The sequence below is a fragment of the Micromonospora coriariae genome, from assembly GCF_900091455.1.
Taxonomy (GTDB): domain Bacteria; phylum Actinomycetota; class Actinomycetes; order Mycobacteriales; family Micromonosporaceae; genus Micromonospora; species Micromonospora coriariae.
Genome location: NZ_LT607412.1, coordinates 1,534,489 through 1,558,521, shown reverse-complemented (window position 1 = coordinate 1,558,521; position 24,033 = coordinate 1,534,489). Strand labels below are relative to the sequence as shown.

Here is a 24,033-nt window from a genome sequence, read left to right as displayed (position 1 = left end):
CCGAGGGCCGCCGCGGCGGGCGCCGGGCCGGTACCGTCCACGGATGCGATCCGCGCGCCCGGTCGGGCTGCTCCTCTCCGCGGCCGCCGTGCTGCTCTGGGCGATCGGCATGACGGTGCTGCAACCGCTTACCGAGCCGATCGGCCCGTGGTCTGAGCATCTGCCGGGCAACAACGCCTACTGGGCGCGGGACCTGCGGTTCACGGCGGTCGTCGCGGTCGTCCTCGGGTTGGTGCTGGCCGGCCGAGGGCGTCGGCGGTGGGCCGGGCCGGCGGTGCTGCTCGGCGGCCTCTGGATCGCCGCCGACGTGGCGATCGACCGGGCCGACCTGACCGGTGCGGGGCCGACGGTGCTGCTCGCCGCCGGCGGATGTGTGGTGCTCGGCGCGGTGGCGGCGGTCCTGTTGTGGCGGGAGCGTGGCGTACCCGGCGCGGGTACGGACCGGCGGGCGTTGACCGGGGCGGCCTGCGTGGCGGGGGTGCTGACGCTGGTGGCCGCCGGCATCGAGTCACCGACCGACCGGGAGCCGGAGCTGAACCCGTCGGCCTTTGCCACCGGCGTGCTGCTGGTCGCCCTGACCATCGGCGCCGCCCTGGCGGCGGCCCCGGCCCGGACCCGGGCCCGTTGCGTGCTGGCGGCCGGGCTCGGCGTGGCGGCCGTGTCCGGCGTCGGACTGATCCGGACGATCCCGCCCGGCCCACGAGCCCTGCCGCAGCTGGCCCTCGGGGCGGTGCTGCTCGCCGGGGTCACCCTGCTGGCGTGGGACTGGCCGGGCGGCCGGCCGGTCTGGCGGCACCACGCACTGGCCGCCCTCGCCGCGCTGGTGGGTCCGATGGCGTTCCTGCTGGTGGCCGCCATCCCGATGATGGTGCTGCTGCCGATCGGGGCGCAGTTCACGGCGCTGGCCGGTAACAGCCCGATCAACGCCGCCGACTCCGACCTGCTGCTCTCGCTGGTCGGGCTGCTCGCCGGGCTCGGGATGGCCCTGCTGCTGGCCTGGCCGCCCGCGCTCGGCTACCGCCGCTGACTCACTCCACGACCGGCAGCACGACCTCGTTGCGGCGCAGGAACCACGGCTTCCACGGCGGGTCGAACCGGGCGTACCGGATGGCGCCGGTCGGTTGCAGCCCGGCCGCGGTGACCGACCGGCCGAGCATTGTGGCCCGCTGGCCGAACGCCTTCTCCGTCCACCGCCCGGAGAAGCGCATCGCCGCCGCGAGCTGTGCCGGGACCTCCCGGATCCGCACCCGGGGGTCCACCGGCTCGGGCAGGGTGGCGGCGGTGAAGCTGGCCGGCATGACGAACTGGACCAGGTACGCGTCCGGCCGCTCGCCCTCCTCCTGGACCACCGGCGCGGTCATCGCGATCTTCTCCGTGCCGGTGGCCTCCTGCATCACCGGTGCGGTCATCCCGATCGGGTGCCGGGCCCGGTTGGCGCCCCCGATGTAGGCGGCCAGCGGCCGGAACGCCTCCATCGGGGCGCGGGTGAACGACGCCTGGATCTGCATCTCGGCCACCAGGTGGGCCGGGTACCGGCGCAGTTCGAAGCCGGGGTGTCGGGACACCACCCGGTACGGCTGCTGCTCGGTCATCGCGCGCTCCCAGGATCTCCTGGGACAGACGCTACCGCCCGTCCGGCCCCGGCTCGGCCGAAGTCGGCTCCTGCGCCCCGGGGGTGACCGCCCGCCCGTTCAGCCGCCAGTACTGCCGCTTGCCCTCGTCGCGCAGCACCACCCCGATCCGGCCCAGCTCCCGGCGCAGCTCCCGGGCGTCGTCGCGTCGACCCCGCTGGATCGCCCGTTCCCGGGCCCGCAGCAGGGCGTCCGCCCCTACGGGCAGCCCGGGCAGGTCGGGCACCCAGAGCCGATACGCCGAGCGGTGCGGATCGCCGTCCGCCCAGCCCCAGCCGTGCGTGCGGAACGCCGCAGCCAGGCTGCCACCCGGCAGGTCCGTCGACTCCCGGACCAGCTCAGCGCCGTCCGCGTCGAGCAGCACCAGATCGCCGCTGTCGACGAAGACCACCCGGGTTTCGGCCCGCGTGTGGTGCCGGTCCTCGCCGGCGCGGCGCAGCCGGACCTGCGCCGCGTCGACGGTGACGACCAGCCGTTCGGCGGTGCCCACCCCGGCGATGACGAGACCGGCCAGCGCGCCCACCGCTGCCGTGCCGACGATCGCCTGCTGCTCGGGCAGCCGGTCCAGCAGGTTGAACAGCCACTGCACGGGTGCCCAGGGCAGGCTGGCGACCCAGCCCGCCGCCAGCGCGAGCAGGCTGCCGGTGCCCGCGCCGAGCAGCGGGAAGCCGCCCCACAGCACGATCAGCTCGACCGGCCCGCCGGTGACGACGGTGCGTGGGCCGTAACCCTCGTCGGCCATGCTCAGGACACCTCGCGGCGCAGCGTCCGGATGAGGCCGGCGGCCAGCGGGACGACCATCCAGACCAGCAGGGACACCGCCATCCGGCCCCACTGTTCGCCGGTGATGGCGTCGCCGCTGAACAGCGGTTCCATGGTCCGGCTGGTGTCCAGCCAGCCGGCCGGGCCGCGCAGGGGTCGCACCAGCTCGCCCAGCACCCCCCAGAGGGTGGGCAGCAGCAGGTAACCGACGATGGCCAGCGGCGGGTTGAGCAGCAGCAGGCCGAAGGCGGCACCCATCAGCACGCCGGTGACCTGGAAGATCGCCGCGTTCAGGATCAGCGACGCGTCGATCTGCCAGGTGCCCGCGCCGCCGGTGACGGACGCCAGCAGCGTTCCGGCGGCGGCGACGGCCAGACTGGCCAGCACCGAGGCGAGCGCCGCCAGCGCCACCGCGATCAGCTTCGCGGCCACGACCCGCTCCCGGCGGGGCACCAGGGCGTACGTGGTGAGGGCGGTCCGCTGCGACCATTCGCTGGTGATCGACAGGATGCCGAGCACCGGTAGGAGCACCCCGATCGGCAGCAGCGAGGGCGTGAAGAAGTTGACGAAGGTCTGCTCGGCGTCCCTGGCGTAGATCAGCTGAATGGTGGCGATCGCGGCGGCGATCAGGCCGATGGTGATCAGCAGCCAGCGGCCGGCCCTGGTGTCGACGAGCTTGCGCAGCTCCACGGCGGTGAGCCGGAGCAGCGACGGGCGGTGCGCCGGCGCGTGCTGCCGGGGCGTGACGGTGTTGGCGGCGGGCGCGGTGGTGGTGCTCATCGGACGGCCTCCTTGGTGGATTCGCCGGCGGTCAGGGTGAGGAAGAGCTGTTCCAGGCCACCGCCGCCGGCTGGGCGCAGCTCGGCCAGCGCGACGCCGGCGTCCGCGGCGGCCTGGCCGACCGCCTCGGCGTCGGACTGCACCAGCAGTCCGTCGGCGCCGTCGGCGGCGGTCAGGCCGGCCGCGTCCAGCGCCCGGCGCAGCGCCGCGCCGTCGCGGGCCCGGACCAGCGTGCCGCCGCCGGCGAGCAGGTCGTCCTTGGTGCCCTGGGCCACGATCCGGCCGCCCCCGATCACCACCAGCCGGTCCGCGACCGCCTCCACCTCGCGCAACAGGTGGGAGGAGAGCAGCACTGTGCCGCCCCGGTCGGCGAAGTCGCGCAGCAGGCCGCGCATCCAGAAGATCCCCTCCGGGTCCAGGCCGTTCGCCGGCTCGTCGAGGATCAGCACCCGGGGGTCGCCGAGCAGCGCCTGTGCCAGGCCGAGCCGCTGGCGCATGCCCAACGAGTACGCCCGTACCCGCCGCTTGGCGGCCACCGCGTTCAACCCGACCAGGTCGAGCTTCGCGGCGACCTCCCGCCGGTCCAACCCCATGGTGTACGCGGACAGCGTCAGCGCCTCGCGGCCGGTCCGCCCGGCGTGCTGGGCGGAGGCGTCCAGCAGCACCCCGACCTCCCGCCCCGGGTTGGGCAGCTCCCGGTAGGGGCGCCCGGAGACGGCGGCGCGGCCGGCGGTCGGTGCGGTGAGCCCGCAGATCATCCGCATCGTGGTGGACTTGCCGGCGCCGTTCGGCCCGAGGAAGCCGGTCACGGTGCCCGGCTCGCACTGGAACGACACGTCGTCCACCGCCGGGTGCGGCCCGTATCGCTTGGTGAGGTTCTCAACGGTGATCATGTCGTCGAGCCTGCCCGCGCCGCCCGGCCATCCGCTGCGGCCACCGGTCGGCGCCGCACCGACCTTGGTCGACTCGAGGGTCTCGACTTTGGTAGCTGGTCGTGTTGCCCGTCGGCTGCCTAGCATTGGCGTCGTGACCAGCCTCGCCGTCCCGGAACACCCCTGGCTGCTGCCTGGGGAGCTGGTCGTGCCGGCTGACCGAGGGCGTACGCGTCCGCGCCGCACCACCCGCGACTGGGTGGTGGACAGCCTCGCCTTCCTGATCGGGCTGCTGTGGGTGCTGTTCGCCGCCGCCGACGCGCTGTCGCCCGAGCCGGCGATGGCTACCGCGCTGCCGCACGGCTGGATGACCGGCGTGGACACGGTGCTCGGGTTGGTCTGCTGCGGGCTGCTCTGGGTGCGTCGGCGGTGGCCGCTCGGGCTGGCGGTGGCGACCGTGCCGCTCACCATGTTCTCGATGGCTGCCGCCATCCCGCTGCTGATCCTGTACTTCACAGTGGTGGTGCACCGGCGCACCGCCGTCGCGATCGCGGTCACCGGTGTCGGCCTCGTCACCAACCTGGTTTTCAGTTGGCTGCGCCCGGACCCGAGCATGCCGTACTGGGCCACCGTGTCCTGGGGCGTGGTGCTCAGCTTCGCCGTGCTGGCCTGGGGGATGTTCGTCCGGGCCCGGCGGCAGTTGATCGTGTCGCTGCGGGAGCGGGCCGAGCGGGCCGAGGCGGAGCAGCAACTGCGGGTCACCCAGGCCCGCCACCTGGAGCGCACCCGGATCGCCCGGGAGATGCACGACGTGCTGGCCCACCGGATCTCCCTGCTCAGCCTGCACGCGGGCGCGCTGGAGTTCCGCCCGGACGCGCCGGCCGACGAGGTGGCCCGGGCCGCCGGGGTGATCCGGGGCAGCGCGCACGCCGCCCTGCAGGACCTGCGGGAGGTGATCGGGGTGCTCCGGGCCGAGGGCGACGGCGACGCGCCGGAGCCTCCGCAGCCCACCCTCGCCGACCTTCCCGCCCTGATCGCCGAGTCGCGGGCGGCCGGGGTACGGGTGAACGTCACCGACAGCGTCGGCGCGGCGGGGGACGTGCCGGTGGCGCTGGGGCGGGCCGCGTACCGGATCGTGCAGGAGGGGCTGACCAACGCCCGCAAGCACGCGGCCGGCGCGGCCGTCACCGTGGATCTCGCGGGCGGGCCGGGCACCGGGCTGACCGTGGCGATCAGCAACCGGTGGCCGGTGGGCAACCCGACCGGAGCTCAGCTACCGGGCGCCGGCACCGGCCTGGTCGGCATCACCGAGCGGGTCACCCTGGCCGGCGGCCGGTTGGCGTACGGCCGGGACGACGCGGGCGACTTCCGGTTGGCCGCCTGGCTGCCGTGGCCGGCGTGACCGGGCTGCCCGGCGAGACCGGGGCCGGCGCGGGTGTCAGCCCGGTGCGGGTGCTGATCGTGGACGACGACGCCCTGGTCCGGGCCGGGCTGTCGATGATCCTCGGCGGCCTGCCGGACCTGACCGTCGTCGGCGAGGCGGCCGACGGCGGCGAGGTGCCCGCGGCGGTCGCCGCGTACGCCCCGGACGTGGTGCTGATGGACATCCGGATGCCCCGGGTGGACGGGCTGACCGCCACCGAGGCGTTGCGCGCCCAGCCGCACCCGCCGGAGGTGCTGGTGCTGACGACCTTCGACGCCGACGAGCAGGTGCTGCGGGCGCTGCGCGCCGGGGCGGCCGGTTTCCTGCTCAAGGACACCCCGCCGGCGGACATCGTGCACGCGGTGCGCCGGGTGGCGGCCGGCGAGGCGACGCTCTCCCCGACGGTGACCCGGACGCTGATCGCCCACGTGACCGCCGCCGCGCCGGGCCGGGTCGGCCCCGACCCGCGCCGGGAGCGGGCGCTGCGGCTGCTCACCGGGCTCAGCGAGCGGGAGCGTCAGGTGGCGGTCGCGCTGGGCCGGGGCTGCACCAACGCGGAGATCGCGGGGGAGTTGTTCATGAGCGTGGCGACGGTGAAGGCGTACGTCTCCCGGCTGCTTACCCGGCTCGACCTCAACAACCGGGTCCAGGTGGCCCTGCTGGTGCACGACGCCGGCCTGGTCTGAGTGGAATCGCCGCAGGTCGTACGACCGTGTCGTTCCAACGCGGATGAAGTTACACTCAATTTTGAGTGTTCCAGCGTTGGAAGTATCAGGAGTGATGGCATGGACGGCTTTGTGGGACGGGATCGTGAGCTTTCCCTGCTGAACGGCATGCTCTCCCGGGTGGAACGCGGTGGTCGGGCTGGTCGGCCGGGTCGAGCCCTCCTCATGCGCGGTCGCCGACGCGTGGGCAAGTCCCGGCTGGTGGAGGAGTTCGTCGAGCGGGCGGACGTGCCGCACCTCTTCTTCACCGCCTCGGCACAGCCGAGCGTCGCCGCTGATCTCGCGCTCTTCGTGGAGGCGGCGGCCACCTCGACGCTGCCGGGCGCCCAGATCCTGCGCGAGCAGCAACCACGGACCTGGGACGCCGCGCTCACCCTGCTGGCCGCCGCGCTGCCGACCGACCGGCCCAGTGTCGTCGTCCTGGACGAGATGCCGTACCTCATCGCGAGCGACCCGGGCTTCGAGGGAACGCTGCAGAAGGTGTTCGATCGCGAGCTGTCCCGAAGGCCGGTCCTGCTGGTCTGCGTCGGGTCCGATCTGGCGATGATGGAGGCGTTGAACGACTACGGCCGGCCGTTTCACCAACGCGCCACGGAGATGGTCATCCCGCCGCTGAGTCCGGCCGACGTCCGCGACATGCTCGACCTTCCGGCCGCCGACGCGTTCGACGCCTACCTCGTGTCTGGCGGTCTCCCGCTGATCCTCGATGAGTGGCCGCGTGACGCACCGGTACGGGAGTATCTGACCGATGCGGTACGGGATCCGACCTCCGCCCTGCTGGTCAGCGGCGAGCGCGCGCTGGCGGCCGAGTTCCCGCCCCAGTCGCAGGCGGGTCTGGTGCTGCGGGCCATCGGCTCCGGCGAGCGAACCTTCTCGCTGATCTCCCGGGCGGCCGGAGATCTTCCACAGGCATCGCTCACCCGGGCGCTGCGCCTGCTGGTCGAGAAGCGCACGGTGGAGGTCAGTGTTCCGTTGTCGACGAAGCCGTCCCGGGAGACCCGGTACGCAGTGGCCGATCCGTACCTGCGCTTCTGGTTGTCGTTCCTGGGACCTCATCTCTCCGAGATCGAGCGAGGTCGGGGCGACCTGACCCTGAACCGGATCGTCACGTCGTGGGCATCCTGGCGGGGGCGGGTGATCGAGCCGGTTGTCCGGGAGGCGCTGCGCCGGCTGCCCGGCGACCATCTGCCCGCGGAGGCGGCGGTGATCGGTGGCTACTGGACCAGGACCAACGACCCGGAAATCGACATAGTCGGCGCCGATCGTGAACCCGTCGCCGGTCGTATCCGCTTCGTCGGCTCCATCAAGTGGCAGGAGAAGCGGCCCTTCGACTCGCATGACCTGGGCCGACTGCTCCTGCACCGGTCCCGGTTGCCCGGCGCCGACGAGACGGTGCCGGCCCTGGCCGTGTCGCGTAGCGGCACCGCCGTCGAGGGGATGACCGTGCTGACTCCGGAGGATCTGCTTACCGCGTACCGCAATTGAACTTTCGTCCGGTGTGGGCCGTACCACTGGCCGAGGATGTCGATGCGGCTGGTCCGCCGTATCGCTGCCGAACTGCGGGAGGCCTGCCGTGCGAGTTGGTGAGCAGTCGACGGATCCCATCGATCAGGTACTGGGTGAGGTGCCGCTGCCGGCACCGCTGACGCCCGAGGATGTCCGGCTCGCGGTCCGGGCGGTGGTCGTGCACACCGCCGAGGAGTGGCCCACCGGGCCACTGTGCCGCAACGACGGCGCCTCCTACCCCTGCCGGCTGCACCGTTGGGGGCGGCGGGTGCTCGAGACACACGGGCTCAACGAGCGACAGATCGAGGCGTTGATCCGGCACGGCAACCCCTTCGTGCACGTGCCCTTCCCGTTCACCGCGACCGGGCCGTCCGCCGCCCGTCCCGCCGGTTACTCGGCCCAGGCCGCGCGTACCAACGGGCTGACCGCGCGGCACCCGGCCGCGCGGGTCGTCCCACCCGGAGTACGACCCACCACTCCCGGCCGGCCGGTGACTCCCCCCATCACCGCGCCGCGCTGGCCCCGGGCGAGCTGAAGCGGCGCTACCCCACGCCCGCCCGACCCGGGGCGACACGATGCCGGCCCGACGCGAGGTTCCCCACCCGCGCCGGGCCGGCGTCACGCTGTCCGAGCCTCAGTCGTTGCCGCCCCCGATCCCGCAGTCCGGCGCGGACCAGCTCGTCGTGTTCGAGCTGTTGTCGCTGTTGTTCTCCCGCCGCGAGTCGACGTGCACGTGGTCGTCGTGGTCGGGGTAGCCCGGCCCGTAGAGTCCGCTGAAGCCGTTGTTGCGCGCGTTGCGGGCGACCTGGCACAGCGACGACGTCCGCGAGGTGACGTCGGCCGCGGTGCCGTACAGGTGCTGGCTGTCCGACGCGCCGCCGACCTGCTTGTTGCAGCCACGGCTGCGGAACCCGCTGGAGACGTAGAGCGGCTTGTCGCCGAGGCCCTTGCGCAGCGCCTCCAGCTTCCACATGGTGCGCAGCGCGTTCTGCTTGGTCTGGCTCGCCGACAGCGGACCGCCGCTCCACCCGCTCCCGCCGCACCCGTTGTCGAGTTCCTTGTAGCTGAAGTGCGCGGGCGTGCAGTCGTTGTCCTGGAGCTGGTACAGCTTGGCGAAGGTCTGCGGGCCGGCGATCCCGTCGGCGCGCAGCCCGTACGCCTGCTGGAACCGCTTGACCGCGGCGGCGGTCTTCGGTCCGTAGATGCCGTCGTTCTCGACGATGTCCCGGTACCCGGCCCAACCGGCCACCCGGATCTGCAACTGGCGGACGTCGCTGCCCGAGCGGCCCTGGGACAGGGTGCGGTCCCACGTGTAGCAGCCGTCCGCGTGCGCCGCGGGCGCGGCGATCACCGAGGCGATCGCGGCCCCGGGCAACGCCAGGGCGAATGCGACGGCAGCTCGCTTCAAGGTGTTTACGCGCACAGAAGTCCTCCCGATAGGAGAGCGAATGGGGTGGGCTCCGGGACATCGACCGGGACGTCCCGTGATTTCCACCCTCGCACTGATCAGTGCGGTTGGCGGCAATTAACGAGAATTGTCCTCACGATTGGCCTTGCCTGGGTATCGCCTGGGAATTCGACTGATTTGCGAAACAGCCATTCACCCCCGATCACCCCGGCCATGGGCAACCACACCGAACGTCGCAATCAGTCACACCGAGGGTGATGTTCCTCGGCCCTTGGCGGCCGGTACCGTCAGCCTCGGGCGGCGGACTGGCGGAGGTGCATGTGGCACGCGGTGGCGTCTTCTGTGTCGAGGGTCAGTGGCACCGGGACCTCAACGAGCGGGGTTCCGTGCTGCCCACCCTGGAATTGCTGGAACGGCTCGGAAAGATCCGGTTCATCCACAAGGACGCCGCCACCCGCGACGAGCTCTTCTACTTCCTGGACCGCTGGCTGCTCAAGCAGTACGCCGACCACCGGGTCGGCTTCTTTGCCATGCACGGCGAGCCGAGCCGGCTCTGCCTCACCGACTGGCAGTCCGTGGAGTTGAACGAGGTGGCCGAGTTGATGGCGGGCCGCTGCGAGGGGCGGCGGCTCTATTTCGGCAGTTGCTCCGTGCTGCGCGCCTCCGACACGGTGCTGCGCGAGTTCCTGGAAGTCACCGGAGCCGCCCTGATCTGCGGTTTCACCCGCGAAGTCGACTGGGTCGAATCGGCCGCTTTCGAAACCGTGCTGCTCGACGTGCTGGCCAACGGTCAGCGGCACAATGCCGCCGAACTGCGGATGGGCTCGGCGCACTGGGCGCCGCTCGCCTCGTACCTCGGTTTCCGGGTGATCTACGCCAACGGCCGGGCCTGGCGCCCCGCCGGTCGGCCCCGGGTGCCGGCCCAGGCGGTGCACCGCGCGGCCCGACCCAGCTGACGCGCGGTCGCCCTGGTAGGAAGGAGTGATGGCGCGCAGCATCGCGAAGAACACCCGGGTCGACCGGGACACCCTGCTCGACTTTCTCCGGCCGCGACACCGCGTTGTGCTGATGACCACCCGGGCGGACGGTCGCCCCCAGTCCTCCCCGGTCTCCGCGGGCGTGGACGGCCAGGGCCGGCTGGTCGTCTCCACCTACCCCGAGCGGGCCAAGGTGACAAACATCCGCCGCGACCCGCGGGTCTCGGCCTGCGTGCTGTCCGACGACTGGAACGGGCCCTGGGTGCAGCTCGACGGCACCGCCGAGGTGCTGGACCTGCCCGAGGCCTTGGAGCCGCTGGTCGAGTACTTCCGCAGCATCTCCGGCGAGCACCCGGACTGGGACGACTACCGGGCGGCGATGGTGCGCCAGGGCAAGTCGCTGATCCGGGTCACCATCGACTCCTGGGGCCCGATCGCCACCGGCGGTTTCCCCGCCCGGCTCGCCGACTGACCGCGACCGGCCCGCCCCGGGTCAGTACGCGGCGGTGAAGCGGGCGTTCTGGTGTCGCGGCTGCTCGATCTCGTCGACGATCGCCACCGCCAGGTCCTCGTACGTCAAGACCGAACGGCCCTGGTCGTCGGTGACCGGCTGGTCGGTGCCGGTGCGGTAGTGCCCGGTGCGCTCGCCGGGGTGGAACTCCAGCGGGGGCGGCGAGACGTACGTCCAGCTCACCCCGTCGGCGGCGGTGCGGTAGTAGTCGAGGGCGTCAGCCTGACCCAGCGCCGAGTCCCGATACTGCGCCGGGAAGTCCGGCTCGTCCAGGATGCGGGTGCCACGTGGGGTGAGCAGGGTCGATCCGCCGCCCACGTGGATGATCCGCGGCGCCGCCGGCATCCCGCGCAGCGTGGTCACCAAATTCTCCGCCGCGTCCCGCCACAGCTCGCGTTCGCCGCCGCCGATGGCCACGACCAGCGCGTCCGCGTCCGGCGCCAGCTCCCGCACGCTCTGCTCGCTGGTCGCGTCGCCGGTGACCGTCCGCACCCCGGCGGGCAGGTACGAGGTGGCCTCCGGGCGGCGCACGGCGGCGATCACCCGGTGCCCCCGGTCGATCGCCTCGGCGGTGATCCGCGACCCGGCGGTGCCGCCCGCGCCAAACACGACGATGGTGCTCACCAGCCCAGGCTAGGGACTGGGCCCGCCGCCCGTCGGTGGAACGACGATCCCGTCAGTCGACCAGGGCGGCGTAGACGAGCTGGCGCAGCTGGGAGCGCAGCGGGTACGTGCTCGACGGCATCAGCTGGGTGAAGAGAAGCGCGGTGATCTCCTCGGCCGGGTCCACCCAGAACGCGGTGCTGGCCACCCCACCCCAGTAGTACTCGCCGACGTTGCTCGGCACCCGGCTGGGAATCGGGTCGTCGACCACCGCGAAGCCGAGGCCGAAGCCGATCCCGTCCAGGGTCGTCTCGGCGAAGCCGCCGGTGGACAGGGTGCCCAGGTCCTGACCCCCCGGCAGGTGGTTGCGGGTCATGAAGCGCACCGTGCGCGGCCCGAGCAGGCGTACCCCGTCCAACTCGCCGCCGCGCAGCAGCAGCTGGGTGAATCGGTGGTAGTCGGCGGCGCTGGAGATCAGGCCGCCGCCACCGGAGAACAGTGCGGGTTTGCGGTAGGCCAGCGAGCCGAGGCTGTCGTAGCGGACCGCCCGGCCGCTGCGCGGCTCGGGGACGTAGAGCGCGGCCAGACGCTCGGCCTCGTCGCCCTCGACCCACCATCGGCTGTCGGTCATGCCCAGCGGGCCGAAGATCCGGTCGGCGAAGAACGCGTCGAGGCTCTGCCCGGAGACCACCTCGACCAGCCGGCCGAGCACGTCGGTGGCGACCGAGTAGCCCCACGCGGTGCCCGGTTGGAACAGCAGCGGCAGCTCGCCGAAGGCCGCGCAGGCGCCGGCCAGATCGACGTCCGCCGGCGGGTACAGGTCGTAGCCGGCCGCCCGGTAGAGCCCGTCGACCACTGAGGTCTGCATGAAGCCGTACGTCAGGCCGGCGGTGTGGGTGAGCAGGTGCCAGACCCGGATCGGCTCGACCGCCGGCACGGTGTACGGCTTGAGCGTCGACCCCTTCGAGTAGACCCGCAGGTCGGCGAACTCCGGCAACCAGCGGCTGATCTCGTCGGTCAGCTCGAAGCGGCCCTCCTCCCACAGCATCATCGCCGCGACCGAGGTGACCGGCTTGGTCATCGAGTAGATCCGCCAGAGCGTGTCGGCCTCGACCGGAGCGCCCGACTCCCGGTCCCGCAGCCCGTACGTGGAGGAGTGCGCCACCTCGCCGCGGCGGGTGACCACCACCTGCCAGCCTGCCAGCCGGCCGTCGTCGACGTACCTGCCGAAGTGCTCGTCGATCCGGGTCAGCCGCGCCGGGTCGAAGCCGATCTGATCCGGGTCCTTGCTCCGCGCCACGCTCACGCCGCCGAACCTACTAGCCGGTACGCCGATACCGGAAGGGGCTGCCGCCGGCGGGCTGTCGGCGGCTCGCACTAGCCTTGCCGGATGCCGGAGCTGACCGAGGACGTGACCTTCCGCCACGAGGACTGGTACGGCGAGGAGTTGACCGACCGGCACTTCGTGGGCTGCGAGTTCTTCCACGTGGACCTGACCGAGGCGGTGAGTCGCGGCGCGGTCTTCACCGGCTGCACGTTCGGCAACGTGCTGTTCAACGCCTCCCGGCACGTCGACTCCGCCTTCACCCGCTGCGTGTTCAAGCGGTGCAACTTCTTCGAGGCCGAGTTCACCGGCTGCAAGCTGGTCGGCAGCACCTTCACCCAGTGTGACCTGCGCCCGTTGACGGTGGCCGGCGGCGACTGGTCGTTCGTCGCGTTGCCCGGCGCCGACCTGCGCGGCGTCCGGCTGACCGACGTGCGGATGCGCGAGGTGGATCTGTCCGGTGCCAACCTCACCGGCGCCACCGTGACCGGTGTCGACCTCTCCGGCGCGCAGCTGCACAGTTCCCGGCTCGGCGACGCCGACCTGCGCGGCAGCGACCTGACCGCGCTCGACCCGACGGTCGTCGAGCGAGCCGGTGCTCTCGTCGACGCCGAGCAGGCCGTGGTCATCGCGCAGGCGCTGGGCTTCCGGATCGGCTGACGCGAGCGCGGTCCGGATCGACCGGGGTCACGGCCGGGCTGTCCGATACCGTCCGGTTCCGGACTGGACACGCCGGCCCGTCCGGATCTAGCGTGTCGTCCACGCCGGATGCGAGCGCAAAACGGCCCACAGTGGACGGTGCGATCCGCGACGCTCGATGGCGGCCGCGCGGTGGAGGTGGAGGGGTCGGTGGCGGACGAAGACCGCACGCGGGCGGATCCGGGGGGCGGGGACGAGCCGTCCGACGGACCGGCGAGGCACCGGCCGCGCGCCGGCATCACCGGGCATACCCGCAGCACACTGCGCCGACTCACCCGCGCCCGGAAGCGGCGGCGCTGGGTGGTGGAGGGGCTCGCCGTGCTCGTCTGCCTGGTGGGGCTCGTCTCGTACCTCGGCACCCGGTCCGGCCCGGAGTCCGGCGACGATCAGGCGGGCCGTCCTGGCGGCGTGCCCGCCGGGGCCACCCGCCCCACCGGCTTCCCGGGCGCGGGAGGACGCACCAGCGAGGCCGGGCCGGCGGAACCCAACCTGCGTCCTCGGCAGCGTCCGCCCTCGCCCGACCCGACGCCGTCGGTCAGCTCACCGGCCCCGCCGCCGCCGTCCCCGTCAGCGCCGGTGCTGTCGGTGAGCCGCGCGGAGGTGCCCGCTGAGATCGACCTCACCGCCGTGGGCACCCGGGACTGGATGCACTGGGGACTGCACAGCGGCAAGTCGACGGTCCGTAAGCGCGCCGGCTCCGGAGAGATCATCGACGCGGGTGGCACCGGCACCCGGGTCGGCTGGGACGGCAACCAGGAGGTCGTCAGCTGGCGGGACGGCACGTCGGAGCGCTCGGTGCGCGGCAGCCCCAACGGTGTCTACACCTGCGGCACCGGCAGTGGGTTCAGCCTCGCCGTCGCCGGCAGCGGCGAGCCGCGCGTCGTCCAGCTCTACGCCGGGACCTGGATGGCCCGCGGCCGGCTGGAGGCCCGGCTGTCCACCGGCGGACCGGTCCGCACCGCCCGGCTGGAGGACCCGTACACCAGCCAGAGCGCACAGTTCACCATCCGGTTCAAGCTGCCGAAGGGCGCCCGGCTGGTGCTGACCTGGACCGTCGAGAAGGTCTTCACCGAGCACTGCGGGAACGTCGGCCTCCAGGCCGTGGCGGTGCGCTGACCGGCGGGGTCTACACGCTCCTGCTGACGACCCGGGGCCGGCACAGCGGCAAGCGACGCCGCACCGCCCTGATCTACGGCCGGGACGGCGACGACTACCTGGTGGTCGGCTCGCAGGGCGGCGCTGCGAAACACCCGGCGTGGGTTCTCAACCTGCTGGCCGAGCCGCAGGTCGAGGTGCAGGTCGGCGCGCAGACGTTCTCCGCGCGGGCGCGCACCGCGACACCCGACGAGAAACCCCGGATGTGGTCGACGATGACCGCCATCTGGCCGGCGTACGACGACTACCAGGCCCGGACCGACCGGGAGATCCCGGTGGTGGTGCTGGAACGGAGCTGACCTGGCGTCCGTGGTGCCGCGCTGGACGGCGGGACAGTTTGTCCGTCGCATGCGGTCGATGGCGACGTAACTTTCTGCTGTTCCCGTCCCACCATCCAGTGTGGAGGCACCGCAGATGAGCAGCAGTACCGCCCACCGCGTCCGTCCGGCCGCTTCGCCCGGTGCCGGTGAAGCCCCGGGGGAGGTGCTCCGCGACATCCCTCTGCCGCCGTACGTGACGGGCGAGGACGCCCAGTTCGCGGTGCGGGCGGTGGTGGTGCACGCTCCCCGCCGGTGGTCCGGCGGCATGGTCTGCCGTAACGACGCCAGCCCGCACCCGTGCCGGCTGCATCGCTGGGGCACACGGGTGCTGGCGCTGCGCGGGCTGCGGGCCGCCGAGATCGCCGCGCTCATCGAGCGGGGTGACCCGACCGCTGTGGTTCCCCCACCGGACCGCCCGGCCTGATCCGGCCGGGGGCGCGCAACGCCCCCGGCCATCGATCAGCAGGTGATCGGCTTGACCCAGGAGCACTCCACGCCCTCCGGCGTCCGTGGCGTCTCCGGCACTGCCGGCGGTGCGATCCGTGCCGTCGCCGCGCCGTCCTCGCGGTAGCCGGCCAACGCCACGGCGATCTGGTCCTCCAGCGGCTTCACCGACGCGGTGAGGTAGTTGTTCAGCAGGATGGAGAACGCCAGCAGCCGTCCGTCGGCGCTGGTGACATAGCCGGACAACCCGGAGACCCCGGTCAGGCTGCCGGTCTTGGCGTGCACGTTGCCCGCCGCCGGAGTGCCGGCCATCCGGCTGCGCAGCGTGCCACCCACGAACCGCTCGGGTTGCCCGGCGATCGGCAGGGCCGCGTACCAGGTGCCGAACCAGGGTTCGGCCCGCACGGCGGCCAGCAGGTCGACGAACTCCGTCGCCGGAACCAGATTGCGCCGGGACAGTCCGGAGCCGTCGCGCTGGCGCAGCGTGCCGGTGTCCATCTCGGTGTCGGCGACGTACTCGCTGATCGCGGTCAGCCCGGCCGTCCAGGTGCCGGAGCCGGAGAGCACCCGGCCGATCTCCTTGGTCAGGACCTCGGCGTGCCCGTTGTTGGAGAGCTTGAGGAACGGCGTCATCAGCTCGCCCAGGCTCATCGAGTCGTGCCGGGCCACCGGGTGGGCGGCCTCCGGGGTGGGCTGACCGAGCACGGTTCGACCGAGCACCCGCACGCCGTGCCGGTGCAGTGCCGCCCGGAACACGTCGGCCGCGTAGCCGGTGGGCTCCCAGACCGTCACCCAGTCGCTGGCCGGCTCGTCGCCGACCGCGATCTGCCCGCTCACCACGATGGTGTTGCCGCCGTGCTCGCGTTCGATCGAGATCGAGGTCTCGCCCCCGGCGACCGTCTCGGCGCGGTTGTCGATCCGGACGTACCCGGTGGGTGGGGTGGTGTTGACCACCGGCGGGGCGCCGGCCCGGTCCGCCGGGGCGGCGTGCACGATCACGGTGCCCGCGTCGTAGTCGGTGTCCGGCGCGACGGTCAGCGCGGAGACCTGGGCGGCGTAGTAGTAGGGCTCGTCGTCCCAGGTCCAGTCGGGGCCGAGCCGGGTGCTGTCGTAGCGGGTGTCGTCGGCGATCAGGTTGCCGGTCACCACCCGGACACCGTCGGCCGCGACCTGCGCGGCGAGCGCGTCGTAGTCGGCCGCGAGCATCGTCGGGTCGCCGCCGCCGCGCAGGTAGAGATTGCCCGAGAGCAACCCGCCGCGGCGCTTGCCGGTGGTTCGTACGTCGGTGCCGAAGCGGTGCCCCGCGCCGAGCAGTTCCAGGGCGGCCGTGGAGGTCAGCAGCTTGGTGTTGGAGGCCGGGATCAGCCGCCGGTCCCCGTTGCGGTCGTAGAGGGTCTGCCCCGTGCTGGTGTCGACAACGACCACCGACGCCTGCGCGCCGGTCAGCCGCTGGTCGGCGAGGATCGTGTCGATGGCCGCGCGCAGTCGGGTCGTCGCGGGAGTGGGCGACTCGGCGGTGGCGACCGGCGCGCCGGCGGTGGCCGCGGTGGCGACCAACGCGACCAGCGCGAGGACCCGGGGAAAGAGACGGCGATGCATGCGCTGATGCTGCCACGAAGATATTCGCCGGAGAAGAGTCTCGGGCGAAGGATATTGCCAAAGGGCGTTACGTCGGTCGGCCGACCGACCTGTCATGCCCGCCCCAGTAGTGCCGCTGCGCCCCCATCACCAGCGGTGCCACCAGCGCGGCGAGCGCCCCGCCGAGCAGCGGGAAGACGATGAACAGCCAGAGCTGCCGCAGTGCCACGCCGCCCTCGAAGACGGCCGGGCCGAAGGCGCGGGCCGGGTTGACGGCGGCGCCGTCCAGCGTCACGCCGACCAGTTGGGTCACGGCCAGGGCCAGCCCGATCGCCACGCCGGCGGTGCCCGGATTCTCGCTGCGGCTGGTCACCACCAGGACGACCAGCACGAACAGGAAGGTCAGCACGATCTCCAGCACGGCCGCGCCGCCCCGGTTGATGTTCGCGCCGTACCCGTTCGAGCCCAGCGCCGCGGTCTGGTCCGCCACGTCGCCCCAGCGGGTCAGCGCCCAGAGCAGGAAGCCGGCCACGGTCGCGCCGGCGAACTGCGCGATCCAGTAGGCCACCGCACCAATCACCGAGATCTTCCCGGAGAGCAGCACGCCGAGCGTCACCGCCGGATTGACGTGGCTGCCCGAGAGCGGGCCGATCGTGTAGACCAGAGCCAGCATGACGAACCCGAAGGCCAGGGCGACGACCACCACCCCACCCTGGACGCGCGCTGCGACAGCGCTGCCCACCCCGAAGAAGACCAGCAGGAACGTGCCGAGGAATTCGGCGGCCGCACGACGGGCGTCTTCCATCTCGTCAGCGTAAGGACAATTCGGGCGACCCGGTGCTCGAATCATGGTCTGTGACCGGTGCGACGGCCAGGGCGGGCAGAGCGGCGCCACGTTCGGCGTTGTACCCCGCGTGGACACCCACTCCGTCGACGTCGTGGTGATCGGGGCCGGCCAGGCCGGCCTGAGCGCCGGCTACCACCTGCGCCGCACCGGCTTCGCCCCGGGCGGCGGCTTCGTCATCCTCGACGGTGACGACGGCCCAGGTGGAGCCTGGCAGCACCGCTGGCCGACCCTGCTGCTGAACCGGGTGCACGGCATTCACGACCTGCCCGGGCTGCCCTTCCCACCCGGCGACCCGCAGCGGCCGGCGGCCGAGCAGGTCAGTGCCTACTTCGCGGGGTACGAGCGAGCCTTCGAGCTGCCGGTGCGGCGACCCGTGCGGGTCCGCGCGGTGCACTCCCGTCCGGAGGGCCGGCTGGACGTGCACACCGACGGCGACCGGTGGATCACCCGCGCACTGGTCAACGCGACCGGCACCTGGACCCGGCCGTTCTGGCCGTACTACCCGGGTCGGTCCTCGTTCCGCGGCCGGCAGCTGCACACCGCCGACTACCGGGGCCCGGACGAGTTCACCGGCCGCCGGGTGGTCGTGGTCGGCGGCGGCACCTCCGCAGTGCAGCTGCTCGCCGAGGTCTCCACCGTCGCGGCCGCCACCACCTGGGTGACCCGCCGGCCACCTGAGTTCCGCGACGAGGAGTTCGACACCGAGCTGGGCCGGGCCGCGGTGGCCCGGGTGGACGTGGCGGTACGGGCCGGCCGCCCGCCAGGCAGCGTGGTGGGCGTGACCGGGCTGCCGATCACCCCGGAGACACGACGACTGCGCGAGCGGGGCGTCCTCGACCGGCTACCCGTCTTCGACCGGATCACGCCCGACGGGGTGGCCTGGGCGGACGGACGGTTCGTGCCGGCGGACATGATCCTCTGGTGCACCGGCTTCCGCGCCGCGCTCGACCACCTGGCCCCGCTGGGGCTGCGCGCACCGGGCGGCGGTATCACGATGGACGGCACCCGCGTGGTCGCCGACGCGCGGATCCACCTGGTCGGGTACGGCCCGTCGGCGAGCACGATCGGAGCCAACCGGGCCGGCCGCGCGGCGGTCAACGAGATCCGTGCGTTGCTCGCCCCGGCCCACGCTCTCGACTGATCCGCCTCTATTTGACGGATCGTCTGGCAGCGGGCACCGTAGGCGGTGACGGGGCCCGTCAGCTGCCCCGACGCGATGCGACGGCGACGACCGCTCGCCCCTCCTGTCGCCTCCCACGTGTGCTCGTACGCGGACCGATTGTCCGGTCTGTGCGGTAACCGACCGCGAGCCGAGAATCCACGAGGAGTTCCGCAAATGCTCACCATGACCGACAATGCCGTGCTCGTCATCCGTGACCTCGCCAACCAGCAGGACGTCGGCGAGGACGGTGGAGTGCGTATCGCCGCCGACGCCGAGGCCGGGTCACTCACAGTGGAACTGGTGCCCGAGCCGGTGCAGGGCGACCATGTGGTCGACAACCAGGGTGCCCGGATCTTCCTTGACGAGGACGCCGTCGAACTGCTCGGCGACGCCTCGGTGGACGCCACCGTCGACGACGAGGGCATCATCCAGTTCGGGTTCACCGAGAAGGCGTAGCAGCTCAGCCGGCCCGGCGGGTCTCACCGCCGCGCGACTGCCGCAGCGACCGCCCTCGCTGCGGCGGATCCGGCCCGGGACGCCACCCCGGGTCGGCGTCGTCGCGCGGGTGCAGCAGCGCGGTCAACACGTGCGCCAGGTGGTGCGACGTGCTCCAGGCCGCCCAGTTGGCGGCCGAGCCGGCGCCGGCGCCCCTTCGGGCCCGGCGCAGCAGCTCATGGTCGCCCCAGGAGAAGGCCGCGCCGGTGCGCGGCCAGTGCGGTGCCGAGACCAACGTGCGGCACAGGTCGGCGAACCGGTCGTCGCCGCGCCCACCCCGGCGCGACCAGCGGTAGACCCACCAACTGCCGTCGGCCGTGTACCGCACGGTGGGCAACCGGTCACCCGGCTCACCGGTGCCGGGTACGGCCGGGCCGACGCCGTAGTCGCCGTAGTCGACCCCGGCGTCGGCGAGCCGCTGCCAGAGCAGCCAGTCCCAGCGGTCCAGCCGGACCGGCTCGTCGGTGGGCAACCGGGACAGCGTCGGCGGCATCCCGCCGGCGGCCACCGTCACCGACCGCCAGGCGTGCCGACGGGCCCAGTCCAGCAGCCGGCGTACCCGTGGCTCGGCCAGCCGCACGTCCGCCGGGCAGCACACGTCGCCCGCGTCCACCAGCAGGTCGCACTCCTCCGGCGCCAGGCCGGTGAACCGCCAGATCCGCTCGACGGCGGCGGTGCTCTCGTCCGGCCCGGCCCGGTCCTGGCCGGCCCGCAACCGGACCAGCGCCCGCCGGGCGTACGCCCGGGCCGCCGTGGCGTGCGCGGCCAGCCGCCGGTCGCTCTCCGCGAGCCCGATCACCGGCACCAGCGGTACGCCCCAGCGGGCCAGCTCCGCCTCCGGCGCATCGGGCAGGGTGCTGACGTCGACGGCTGGCAGCAGCCCGACCGGCAACCGGCGCAGAATGTCCATCGTGGTGCGGTCGACCGCGCCGACCTCCAGGATCGGGGCGAGCATCGGGGCGGCCGCAGGGTCGAGGTGACTCAAGGCGTCCAGCTCACCGCGACGGCTGGCGAGGATGGGGCGGTAGACCGGTTCCGCCGCCCGGCCCCCGTGGGCGGGCACCATACTTCAATCTAGCCAGGTATGCGCATATGTCACAGGCTGTCGAGCCGGAATTCGGCTGCCTGACTGTCGGCTCGGCGACTACGCTCGCCCGATGCTCGTGCCAGCTCACCGCTACCGGTCCGACGACGAGGACAGCGCCCGCTGGGCCGGTTTCGCGTTCCGGGACGGCGACATCGTGATCAGCACCCGATCCAAGAGCGGCACGACCTGGATGCAGATGATCTGCGCGCTGCTGGTGCTGGGCGCCCCGGAGCTACCGGCGCCGCTGACCGAGCTGTCGCCGTGGCTGGACTGGCTGGTCGAGCCGCAGGACGCGGTGTACCGCCGGCTGGCCGCCCAGCCGCATCGTCGGTTCGTCAAGACACACACGCCGCTGGACGGCCTGCCGCTCGACCCGCGGGTGCACTACGTGGTGGTGGCCCGGCACCCGCTGGACATGGCGGTCTCCCTGTACCACCAGGCCGGCAACCTGGACCGGATGCGGCTCAGCCAACTGACCGGCCAGCCCGCCCCGGCGGGACCGCCGCGAGCACGCACGCCGGTGGGGCAGTGGCTGTCGAGCTGGGTCGACCGGGAGGTGGACCCGCGCGCCGAACTGGACTCGCTGCCCGGAGTGCTCCTGCACCTGAGCGACGCCTGGGCGCGCCGGCACGAGCCGAACGTCGAGCTGGTGCACTACGACGACCTGCGGGCCGACCTCTGCGGTCAGATGCGCCGCCTCGCCGACCGGTGGGGCCTCGCGGTGCCACCCGAGCGCTGGCCCGACCTGGTCGAGGCGGCGACCTTCGACCGGATGCGGGAGCGCGCCGACCGGCTCGCACCGGACACGCTCGGTGTGCTGCGCGACCGCCGGGCCTTCTTCCGCCATGGCGGCTCGGGGCAGGGACGGGACCTGTTGGACGCGGCGGCGCTGGCCCGCTACCGGGCGCGAACGGCGGCGCTCGCGCCACCCGACCTGCTCACCTGGCTGCACCGCGACGGCTGACCGGTAGGGCGCGGCACGGCAGAGGGATGCGCAGACGAGCGCACGGCGCCGCTTCGACAGTGGTCGGAACGTCGCCGCGCTCTGGCCGTCTCCCACCACCGCAGCCGTTCGGCGGTACGCCGGCAGGGACCTGGCTCGACCGGCCGCTCGCGCCGGTCAGGCATGCGATCCCCGGCCGGCGTGGATCCAAACCTGCCAACCGTGGGGAATTCCACCATCTGCGAGTCCCGGCGTGACGCGGCGCGGAACGGGGTATGAGCCCGGCATGGAGCATTTCACTATCGCGACCGTCGCCGAGAAGAGCCCGGACTTCCGACGGGTGCTGTGGACCGGGGAGCACACCCAGTTGGTCATCATGACCATTCCGCCGGGCGGGGAGATCGGCGAGGAGGTGCACGAGGACATCGACCAGATCCTGACGTTCGTCAGCGGCACCGGCGAGGCGCGGGTCGCCGGCGAGAAGCGGGAGGTCGTCTCCGGCGACCTGGTCGTGGTACCGGCGGGCACCAGGCACAACTTCGTCAACACCGGGCCCAACCCGTTGGTGCTCTACACCGTGTACGGCCCTCCGGAGCACGCCGACCAGGCCGTGCACCGGACCAAGGAGGAGGCCGACGCTGCCGAGGAGGCTGGCGAGGACGAGCCGCCCACTTCGTGACGCGGCCGACGGCGGTCTGATCCGGGCCGATCGGGGTACCCGCGGCGGGTGGAGCAGCAGCCGGCGATCTCCGACTACGGATTCCTGTCCGACTCCCGCTCCGGCGCTCTGGTGAGCAAGCACGGTTCGATCGACTGGTGGTGTCCGCACCGGTTCGACGGTGCCTCCGTGTTCGGGCGGTTGCTCGACCCGCGCGCCGGGCACTTCCGGTTGGCGCCGGTGGGCGTGGGCGGGCAGGGGCACCGGGTGGAGCGGTCGTACCGGCCGGACACGCTGGTGCTGCGCACGGTGCACCACACCCCGCACGGCAGCGTGGCGGTCACCGACGCGCTCGCCGCCGAGTTCGGCGCCCGCGCGCACGAACTCGGCCAGAACTCGCCCGCCGTGCTGATCCGGGTGGTCGAGGGGTTGTCGGGGCGGGTTCGGATGTCGTTGGACTTCGCACCCCGTCCGGAGTACGGCCTGCTCACCCCGTACCTACACGAGCAGCCGGACGGCACGGTCGTGGCCGCGGCGGGCCCGGTGACACTGTTGCTGCGCTCCGCGCAGCTCCCGCTGCGGGCCGGCCGGGACCGGGTGACCCACGAGTTCGAGGTCTCCGCCGGCCAGGTGATCGGGGTGGACGTGGCGTACGGCGCGACGTACGGCGCCCCGCCGGTCCGGCTGGACCCGGTGGCCGCGCTCGCCGAGACGGTGCGGGCGTGGGAGGCGTACCGGGAGCCGCACCAGTATCCGGGCAGGTACCCCGAGCTGGTCCGGCCCAGCGCGACGGTGCTGACCGGTCTCACGTACTCCCGCAGTGGCGCGATCACCGCCGCGCTGACCACGTCGCTGCCGGAGCAGATCGGCGGCGACCGCAACTACGACTACCGCTTCGCCTGGCTGCGCGACTTCTCGATGACCATGCGCGCGCTCTGGGTGGCGGCCTGCCCCCACGAGGCGTCCCGGCTGTTCGCCTGGGTGTCCCGCTCGATCGGCCGGATCGGCGACGAGCCGGTGCCGGTGCTGTTCGGGCTGGAGGGGGAGCGTGACCTCACCGAGCACGACTGCCTGCAGCTGGGCGGTTACGCCGGCAGCCGGCCGGTCCGGATCGGCAACGACGCCTGGCGGCAACGGCAGCTGGACGTGCCGGGGGAGGTGATGTCGGCGGTCTGGCGGCTGCGCGACTACCTGGGCGGGACGTTCGACGGGGAGTTGCGTGAGATGGTGCTCGGGCTGACCGAGCAGGTGGCGAGCACCTGGCATCTGCCGGACCGGGGCATGTGGGAGGCCCGCGACGGGGACATGCACTACCTGTCCTCCAAGGTGCTGTGCTGGCTGACCATGGACCGGGCGGTGCGGCTCGCCGACCGGCTCGGCGAGCGGGCCGACCCGGACCGCTGGGCCAGGATCCGCGACGAGATCCGTGACGAGGTGCTCCGGCGGGGCTGGAACGAGCGGATGGGCGCGTTCACCGGCGCGTTCGGCTCGGCCGAGCTGGACGCCTCGGCGCTCTTCCTGCCGGTGGTGCACTTCCTGCCGGCCACTGACCCGCGGATGCGCTCCACCATCGAGGTGGTGGAGCGGGAGTTGGGCACCGACGACGGGCTGGTACGCCGCTGGTCGACCGACCCGGCCGGTTTCGTGCTCTGCTCGTTCTGGCTGGTGGAGTGCCTGGCGTTGGCGGGCGAGCGGCGCCGGGCCGAGGAGCTGTTCCGGCAGGTGGTCGGGAAGGCCAACGACGTGGGCCTGTTCAGCGAGCAGATCGACCTGATCACCGGTGCGCAGCTCGGCAACACCCCGCAGGCGCTGTCGCACATCGGCCTGATCAACGCGGCCTGGCGGCTGACCGAGCCGTACAGCTTCTGACCGGTCACCGGCCGGGCGGGCCGGGTCGGCTGGTGAATCCTGCAACAGACCTGCAAGCGCCAGGCATTGACGTTCATGTGTACGTGGTCCTAGCCTCGAAGATGCGGGAAAGCCCTTTCCCACGGCTTTGATCCCGCTTCACCCCCGCTCCGGACACCGGGCATCCGACGGGGCGCACCGATCCCAGGTCATGGCGTCACGCCGTGCCGGCACGTCCCCGTACGGACGGCCGCGGGATCGCCACCACACGCGTC

At 72.8% G+C, this 24,033-nt stretch carries 26 protein-coding genes; 16 read left to right on the top strand and 10 right to left on the bottom strand.

Annotated features, from left to right (window positions below):
- Nucleotides 1-43: 43 nt before the first annotated feature.
- Nucleotides 44-1,027, top strand: coding sequence for a hypothetical protein (locus GA0070607_RS07240; RefSeq protein ID WP_089017490.1), 984 nt, complete (start codon nucleotides 44-46; stop codon nucleotides 1,025-1,027).
- A 1-nt stretch (nucleotide 1,028) separates the two neighbouring features.
- On the opposite strand, the gene GA0070607_RS07235 is transcribed toward GA0070607_RS07240, so the two are convergent.
- The 4 genes from GA0070607_RS07235 to GA0070607_RS07220 are packed head-to-tail and all read right to left on the bottom strand — an operon-like array spanning nucleotide 1,029 to nucleotide 4,066.
- The gene (locus GA0070607_RS07235; RefSeq protein WP_089017489.1) at nucleotides 1,029-1,592 is read right to left on the bottom strand and encodes an SOUL family heme-binding protein; all 564 of its coding nucleotides are present in this window, start codon (nucleotides 1,590-1,592) and stop codon (nucleotides 1,029-1,031) included.
- Between the two features lie 31 nt (nucleotides 1,593-1,623).
- Nucleotides 1,624-2,373: a YqeB family protein gene (locus GA0070607_RS07230; RefSeq protein ID WP_089017488.1), complete on the bottom strand. Its 750-nt coding sequence runs from the start codon at nucleotides 2,371-2,373 to the stop codon at nucleotides 1,624-1,626.
- A 2-nt stretch (nucleotides 2,374-2,375) separates the two neighbouring features.
- Nucleotides 2,376-3,173, bottom strand: a complete 798-nt coding sequence (locus GA0070607_RS07225; RefSeq protein ID WP_089017487.1) for an ABC transporter permease — start codon at nucleotides 3,171-3,173, stop codon at nucleotides 2,376-2,378.
- Nucleotides 3,170-4,066 carry an ABC transporter ATP-binding protein gene (locus tag GA0070607_RS07220; RefSeq protein ID WP_089017486.1) on the bottom strand — a complete coding sequence of 299 codons (897 nt, stop codon included), beginning with the start codon at nucleotides 4,064-4,066 and terminating at the stop codon, nucleotides 3,170-3,172. Before GA0070607_RS07220 ends, GA0070607_RS07225 begins: the two co-directional genes overlap by 4 nt.
- Before the next feature lie 133 nt (nucleotides 4,067-4,199).
- On the opposite strand from GA0070607_RS07220, the gene GA0070607_RS07215 reads away from it, so the two are divergent.
- The 4 genes from GA0070607_RS07215 to GA0070607_RS07200 all read left to right on the top strand — a co-directional run bounded on the left by GA0070607_RS07215 (nucleotide 4,200) and on the right by GA0070607_RS07200 (nucleotide 8,234).
- On the top strand, nucleotides 4,200-5,447 hold the full coding sequence (locus GA0070607_RS07215; protein WP_089017485.1) for a sensor histidine kinase: 1,248 nt from the start codon (nucleotides 4,200-4,202) through the stop codon (nucleotides 5,445-5,447).
- A complete protein-coding gene (locus GA0070607_RS07210) occupies nucleotides 5,426-6,154 on the top strand; it encodes a response regulator (RefSeq protein ID WP_408630898.1) in 729 nt (242 codons plus the stop codon). Before GA0070607_RS07215 ends, GA0070607_RS07210 begins: the two co-directional genes overlap by 22 nt.
- 99 nt (nucleotides 6,155-6,253) lie before the next feature.
- The gene (locus GA0070607_RS07205) at nucleotides 6,254-7,678 is read left to right on the top strand and encodes an ATP-binding protein (RefSeq protein ID WP_089017484.1); all 1,425 of its coding nucleotides are present in this window, start codon (nucleotides 6,254-6,256) and stop codon (nucleotides 7,676-7,678) included.
- 88 nt (nucleotides 7,679-7,766) lie between these two features.
- Nucleotides 7,767-8,234, top strand: coding sequence for a hypothetical protein (locus GA0070607_RS07200; RefSeq protein WP_089017483.1), 468 nt, complete (start codon nucleotides 7,767-7,769; stop codon nucleotides 8,232-8,234).
- A gap of 99 nt (nucleotides 8,235-8,333) precedes the next feature.
- Here GA0070607_RS07200 and GA0070607_RS07195 read toward each other — a convergent pair whose 3' ends face one another.
- Nucleotides 8,334-9,122, bottom strand: a complete 789-nt coding sequence (locus tag GA0070607_RS07195) for a D-Ala-D-Ala carboxypeptidase family metallohydrolase (RefSeq protein WP_089017482.1) — start codon at nucleotides 9,120-9,122, stop codon at nucleotides 8,334-8,336.
- A 305-nt stretch (nucleotides 9,123-9,427) separates the two neighbouring features.
- On the opposite strand from GA0070607_RS07195, the gene GA0070607_RS07190 reads away from it, so the two are divergent.
- Together GA0070607_RS07190 and GA0070607_RS07185 are read left to right on the top strand one after the other, a co-directional pair.
- Nucleotides 9,428-10,063 carry a DUF6642 family protein gene (locus tag GA0070607_RS07190; protein ID WP_089017481.1) on the top strand — a complete coding sequence of 212 codons (636 nt, stop codon included), beginning with the start codon at nucleotides 9,428-9,430 and terminating at the stop codon, nucleotides 10,061-10,063.
- 28 nt (nucleotides 10,064-10,091) lie between these two features.
- Nucleotides 10,092-10,556, top strand: a complete 465-nt coding sequence (locus GA0070607_RS07185; protein WP_089017480.1) for a PPOX class F420-dependent oxidoreductase — start codon at nucleotides 10,092-10,094, stop codon at nucleotides 10,554-10,556.
- Nucleotides 10,557-10,577: 21 nt separating this feature from the next.
- On the opposite strand, the gene GA0070607_RS07180 is transcribed toward GA0070607_RS07185, so the two are convergent.
- Nucleotides 10,578-11,219, bottom strand: coding sequence for an NAD(P)-dependent oxidoreductase (locus tag GA0070607_RS07180; protein ID WP_089017479.1), 642 nt, complete (start codon nucleotides 11,217-11,219; stop codon nucleotides 10,578-10,580).
- Nucleotides 11,220-11,271: 52 nt separating this feature from the next.
- Nucleotides 11,272-12,504 carry a serine hydrolase domain-containing protein gene (locus GA0070607_RS07175; protein WP_089017478.1) on the bottom strand — a complete coding sequence of 411 codons (1,233 nt, stop codon included), beginning with the start codon at nucleotides 12,502-12,504 and terminating at the stop codon, nucleotides 11,272-11,274.
- A gap of 84 nt (nucleotides 12,505-12,588) precedes the next feature.
- Here GA0070607_RS07175 and GA0070607_RS07170 point away from each other — a divergent pair, with 84 nt between their 5' ends.
- The 4 genes from GA0070607_RS07170 (at nucleotide 12,589) to GA0070607_RS07155 (ending at nucleotide 15,120) form a co-directional block, all read left to right on the top strand.
- Nucleotides 12,589-13,182 (top strand): pentapeptide repeat-containing protein, encoded by a 594-nt coding sequence (locus GA0070607_RS07170; protein ID WP_089017477.1) that lies wholly within the window; start codon nucleotides 12,589-12,591, stop codon nucleotides 13,180-13,182.
- A gap of 189 nt (nucleotides 13,183-13,371) precedes the next feature.
- A complete protein-coding gene (locus GA0070607_RS07165) occupies nucleotides 13,372-14,337 on the top strand; it encodes a hypothetical protein (RefSeq protein ID WP_172899001.1) in 966 nt (321 codons plus the stop codon).
- Complete coding sequence (locus tag GA0070607_RS07160) at nucleotides 14,298-14,675, top strand: nitroreductase family deazaflavin-dependent oxidoreductase (protein ID WP_408630897.1); 378 nt, start codon at nucleotides 14,298-14,300, stop codon at nucleotides 14,673-14,675. Before GA0070607_RS07165 ends, GA0070607_RS07160 begins: the two co-directional genes overlap by 40 nt.
- A 115-nt stretch (nucleotides 14,676-14,790) precedes the next feature.
- A complete protein-coding gene (locus GA0070607_RS07155; protein ID WP_231930884.1) occupies nucleotides 14,791-15,120 on the top strand; it encodes a hypothetical protein in 330 nt (109 codons plus the stop codon).
- Nucleotides 15,121-15,155: 35 nt separating this feature from the next.
- Here the strand turns inward: GA0070607_RS07155 and dacB are convergent, their stop codons facing one another.
- Nucleotides 15,156-16,739 (bottom strand): D-alanyl-D-alanine carboxypeptidase/D-alanyl-D-alanine endopeptidase, encoded by a 1,584-nt coding sequence (gene dacB / locus GA0070607_RS07150; protein WP_089017475.1) that lies wholly within the window; start codon nucleotides 16,737-16,739, stop codon nucleotides 15,156-15,158.
- 67 nt (nucleotides 16,740-16,806) lie between these two features.
- Nucleotides 16,807-17,523 (bottom strand): MIP/aquaporin family protein, encoded by a 717-nt coding sequence (locus tag GA0070607_RS07145; RefSeq protein ID WP_089017474.1) that lies wholly within the window; start codon nucleotides 17,521-17,523, stop codon nucleotides 16,807-16,809.
- Nucleotides 17,524-17,566: 43 nt separating this feature from the next.
- On the opposite strand from GA0070607_RS07145, the gene GA0070607_RS07140 reads away from it, so the two are divergent.
- Together GA0070607_RS07140 and GA0070607_RS07135 are read left to right on the top strand one after the other, a co-directional pair.
- Nucleotides 17,567-18,706, top strand: a complete 1,140-nt coding sequence (locus tag GA0070607_RS07140) for an NAD(P)-binding domain-containing protein (protein WP_089017473.1) — start codon at nucleotides 17,567-17,569, stop codon at nucleotides 18,704-18,706.
- A gap of 195 nt (nucleotides 18,707-18,901) precedes the next feature.
- Complete coding sequence (locus tag GA0070607_RS07135; RefSeq protein WP_089017472.1) at nucleotides 18,902-19,183, top strand: adhesin; 282 nt, start codon at nucleotides 18,902-18,904, stop codon at nucleotides 19,181-19,183.
- A 4-nt stretch (nucleotides 19,184-19,187) separates the two neighbouring features.
- On the opposite strand, the gene GA0070607_RS07130 is transcribed toward GA0070607_RS07135, so the two are convergent.
- Entirely contained in the window at nucleotides 19,188-20,288 is a 1,101-nt protein-coding gene (locus GA0070607_RS07130) for a beta family protein (protein WP_172899000.1), read from the bottom strand.
- 91 nt (nucleotides 20,289-20,379) lie between these two features.
- Here GA0070607_RS07130 and GA0070607_RS07125 point away from each other — a divergent pair, with 91 nt between their 5' ends.
- The 3 genes from GA0070607_RS07125 to GA0070607_RS07115 all read left to right on the top strand — a co-directional run bounded on the left by GA0070607_RS07125 (nucleotide 20,380) and on the right by GA0070607_RS07115 (nucleotide 23,779).
- Nucleotides 20,380-21,273 carry a sulfotransferase domain-containing protein gene (locus GA0070607_RS07125; protein ID WP_089017471.1) on the top strand — a complete coding sequence of 298 codons (894 nt, stop codon included), beginning with the start codon at nucleotides 20,380-20,382 and terminating at the stop codon, nucleotides 21,271-21,273.
- 265 nt (nucleotides 21,274-21,538) lie between these two features.
- Nucleotides 21,539-21,931: a cupin domain-containing protein gene (locus tag GA0070607_RS07120; protein WP_089017470.1), complete on the top strand. Its 393-nt coding sequence runs from the start codon at nucleotides 21,539-21,541 to the stop codon at nucleotides 21,929-21,931.
- Nucleotides 21,932-21,979: 48 nt separating this feature from the next.
- A complete protein-coding gene (locus tag GA0070607_RS07115; RefSeq protein WP_089017469.1) occupies nucleotides 21,980-23,779 on the top strand; it encodes a glycoside hydrolase family 15 protein in 1,800 nt (599 codons plus the stop codon).
- Nucleotides 23,780-24,033 lie beyond the last annotated feature (254 nt).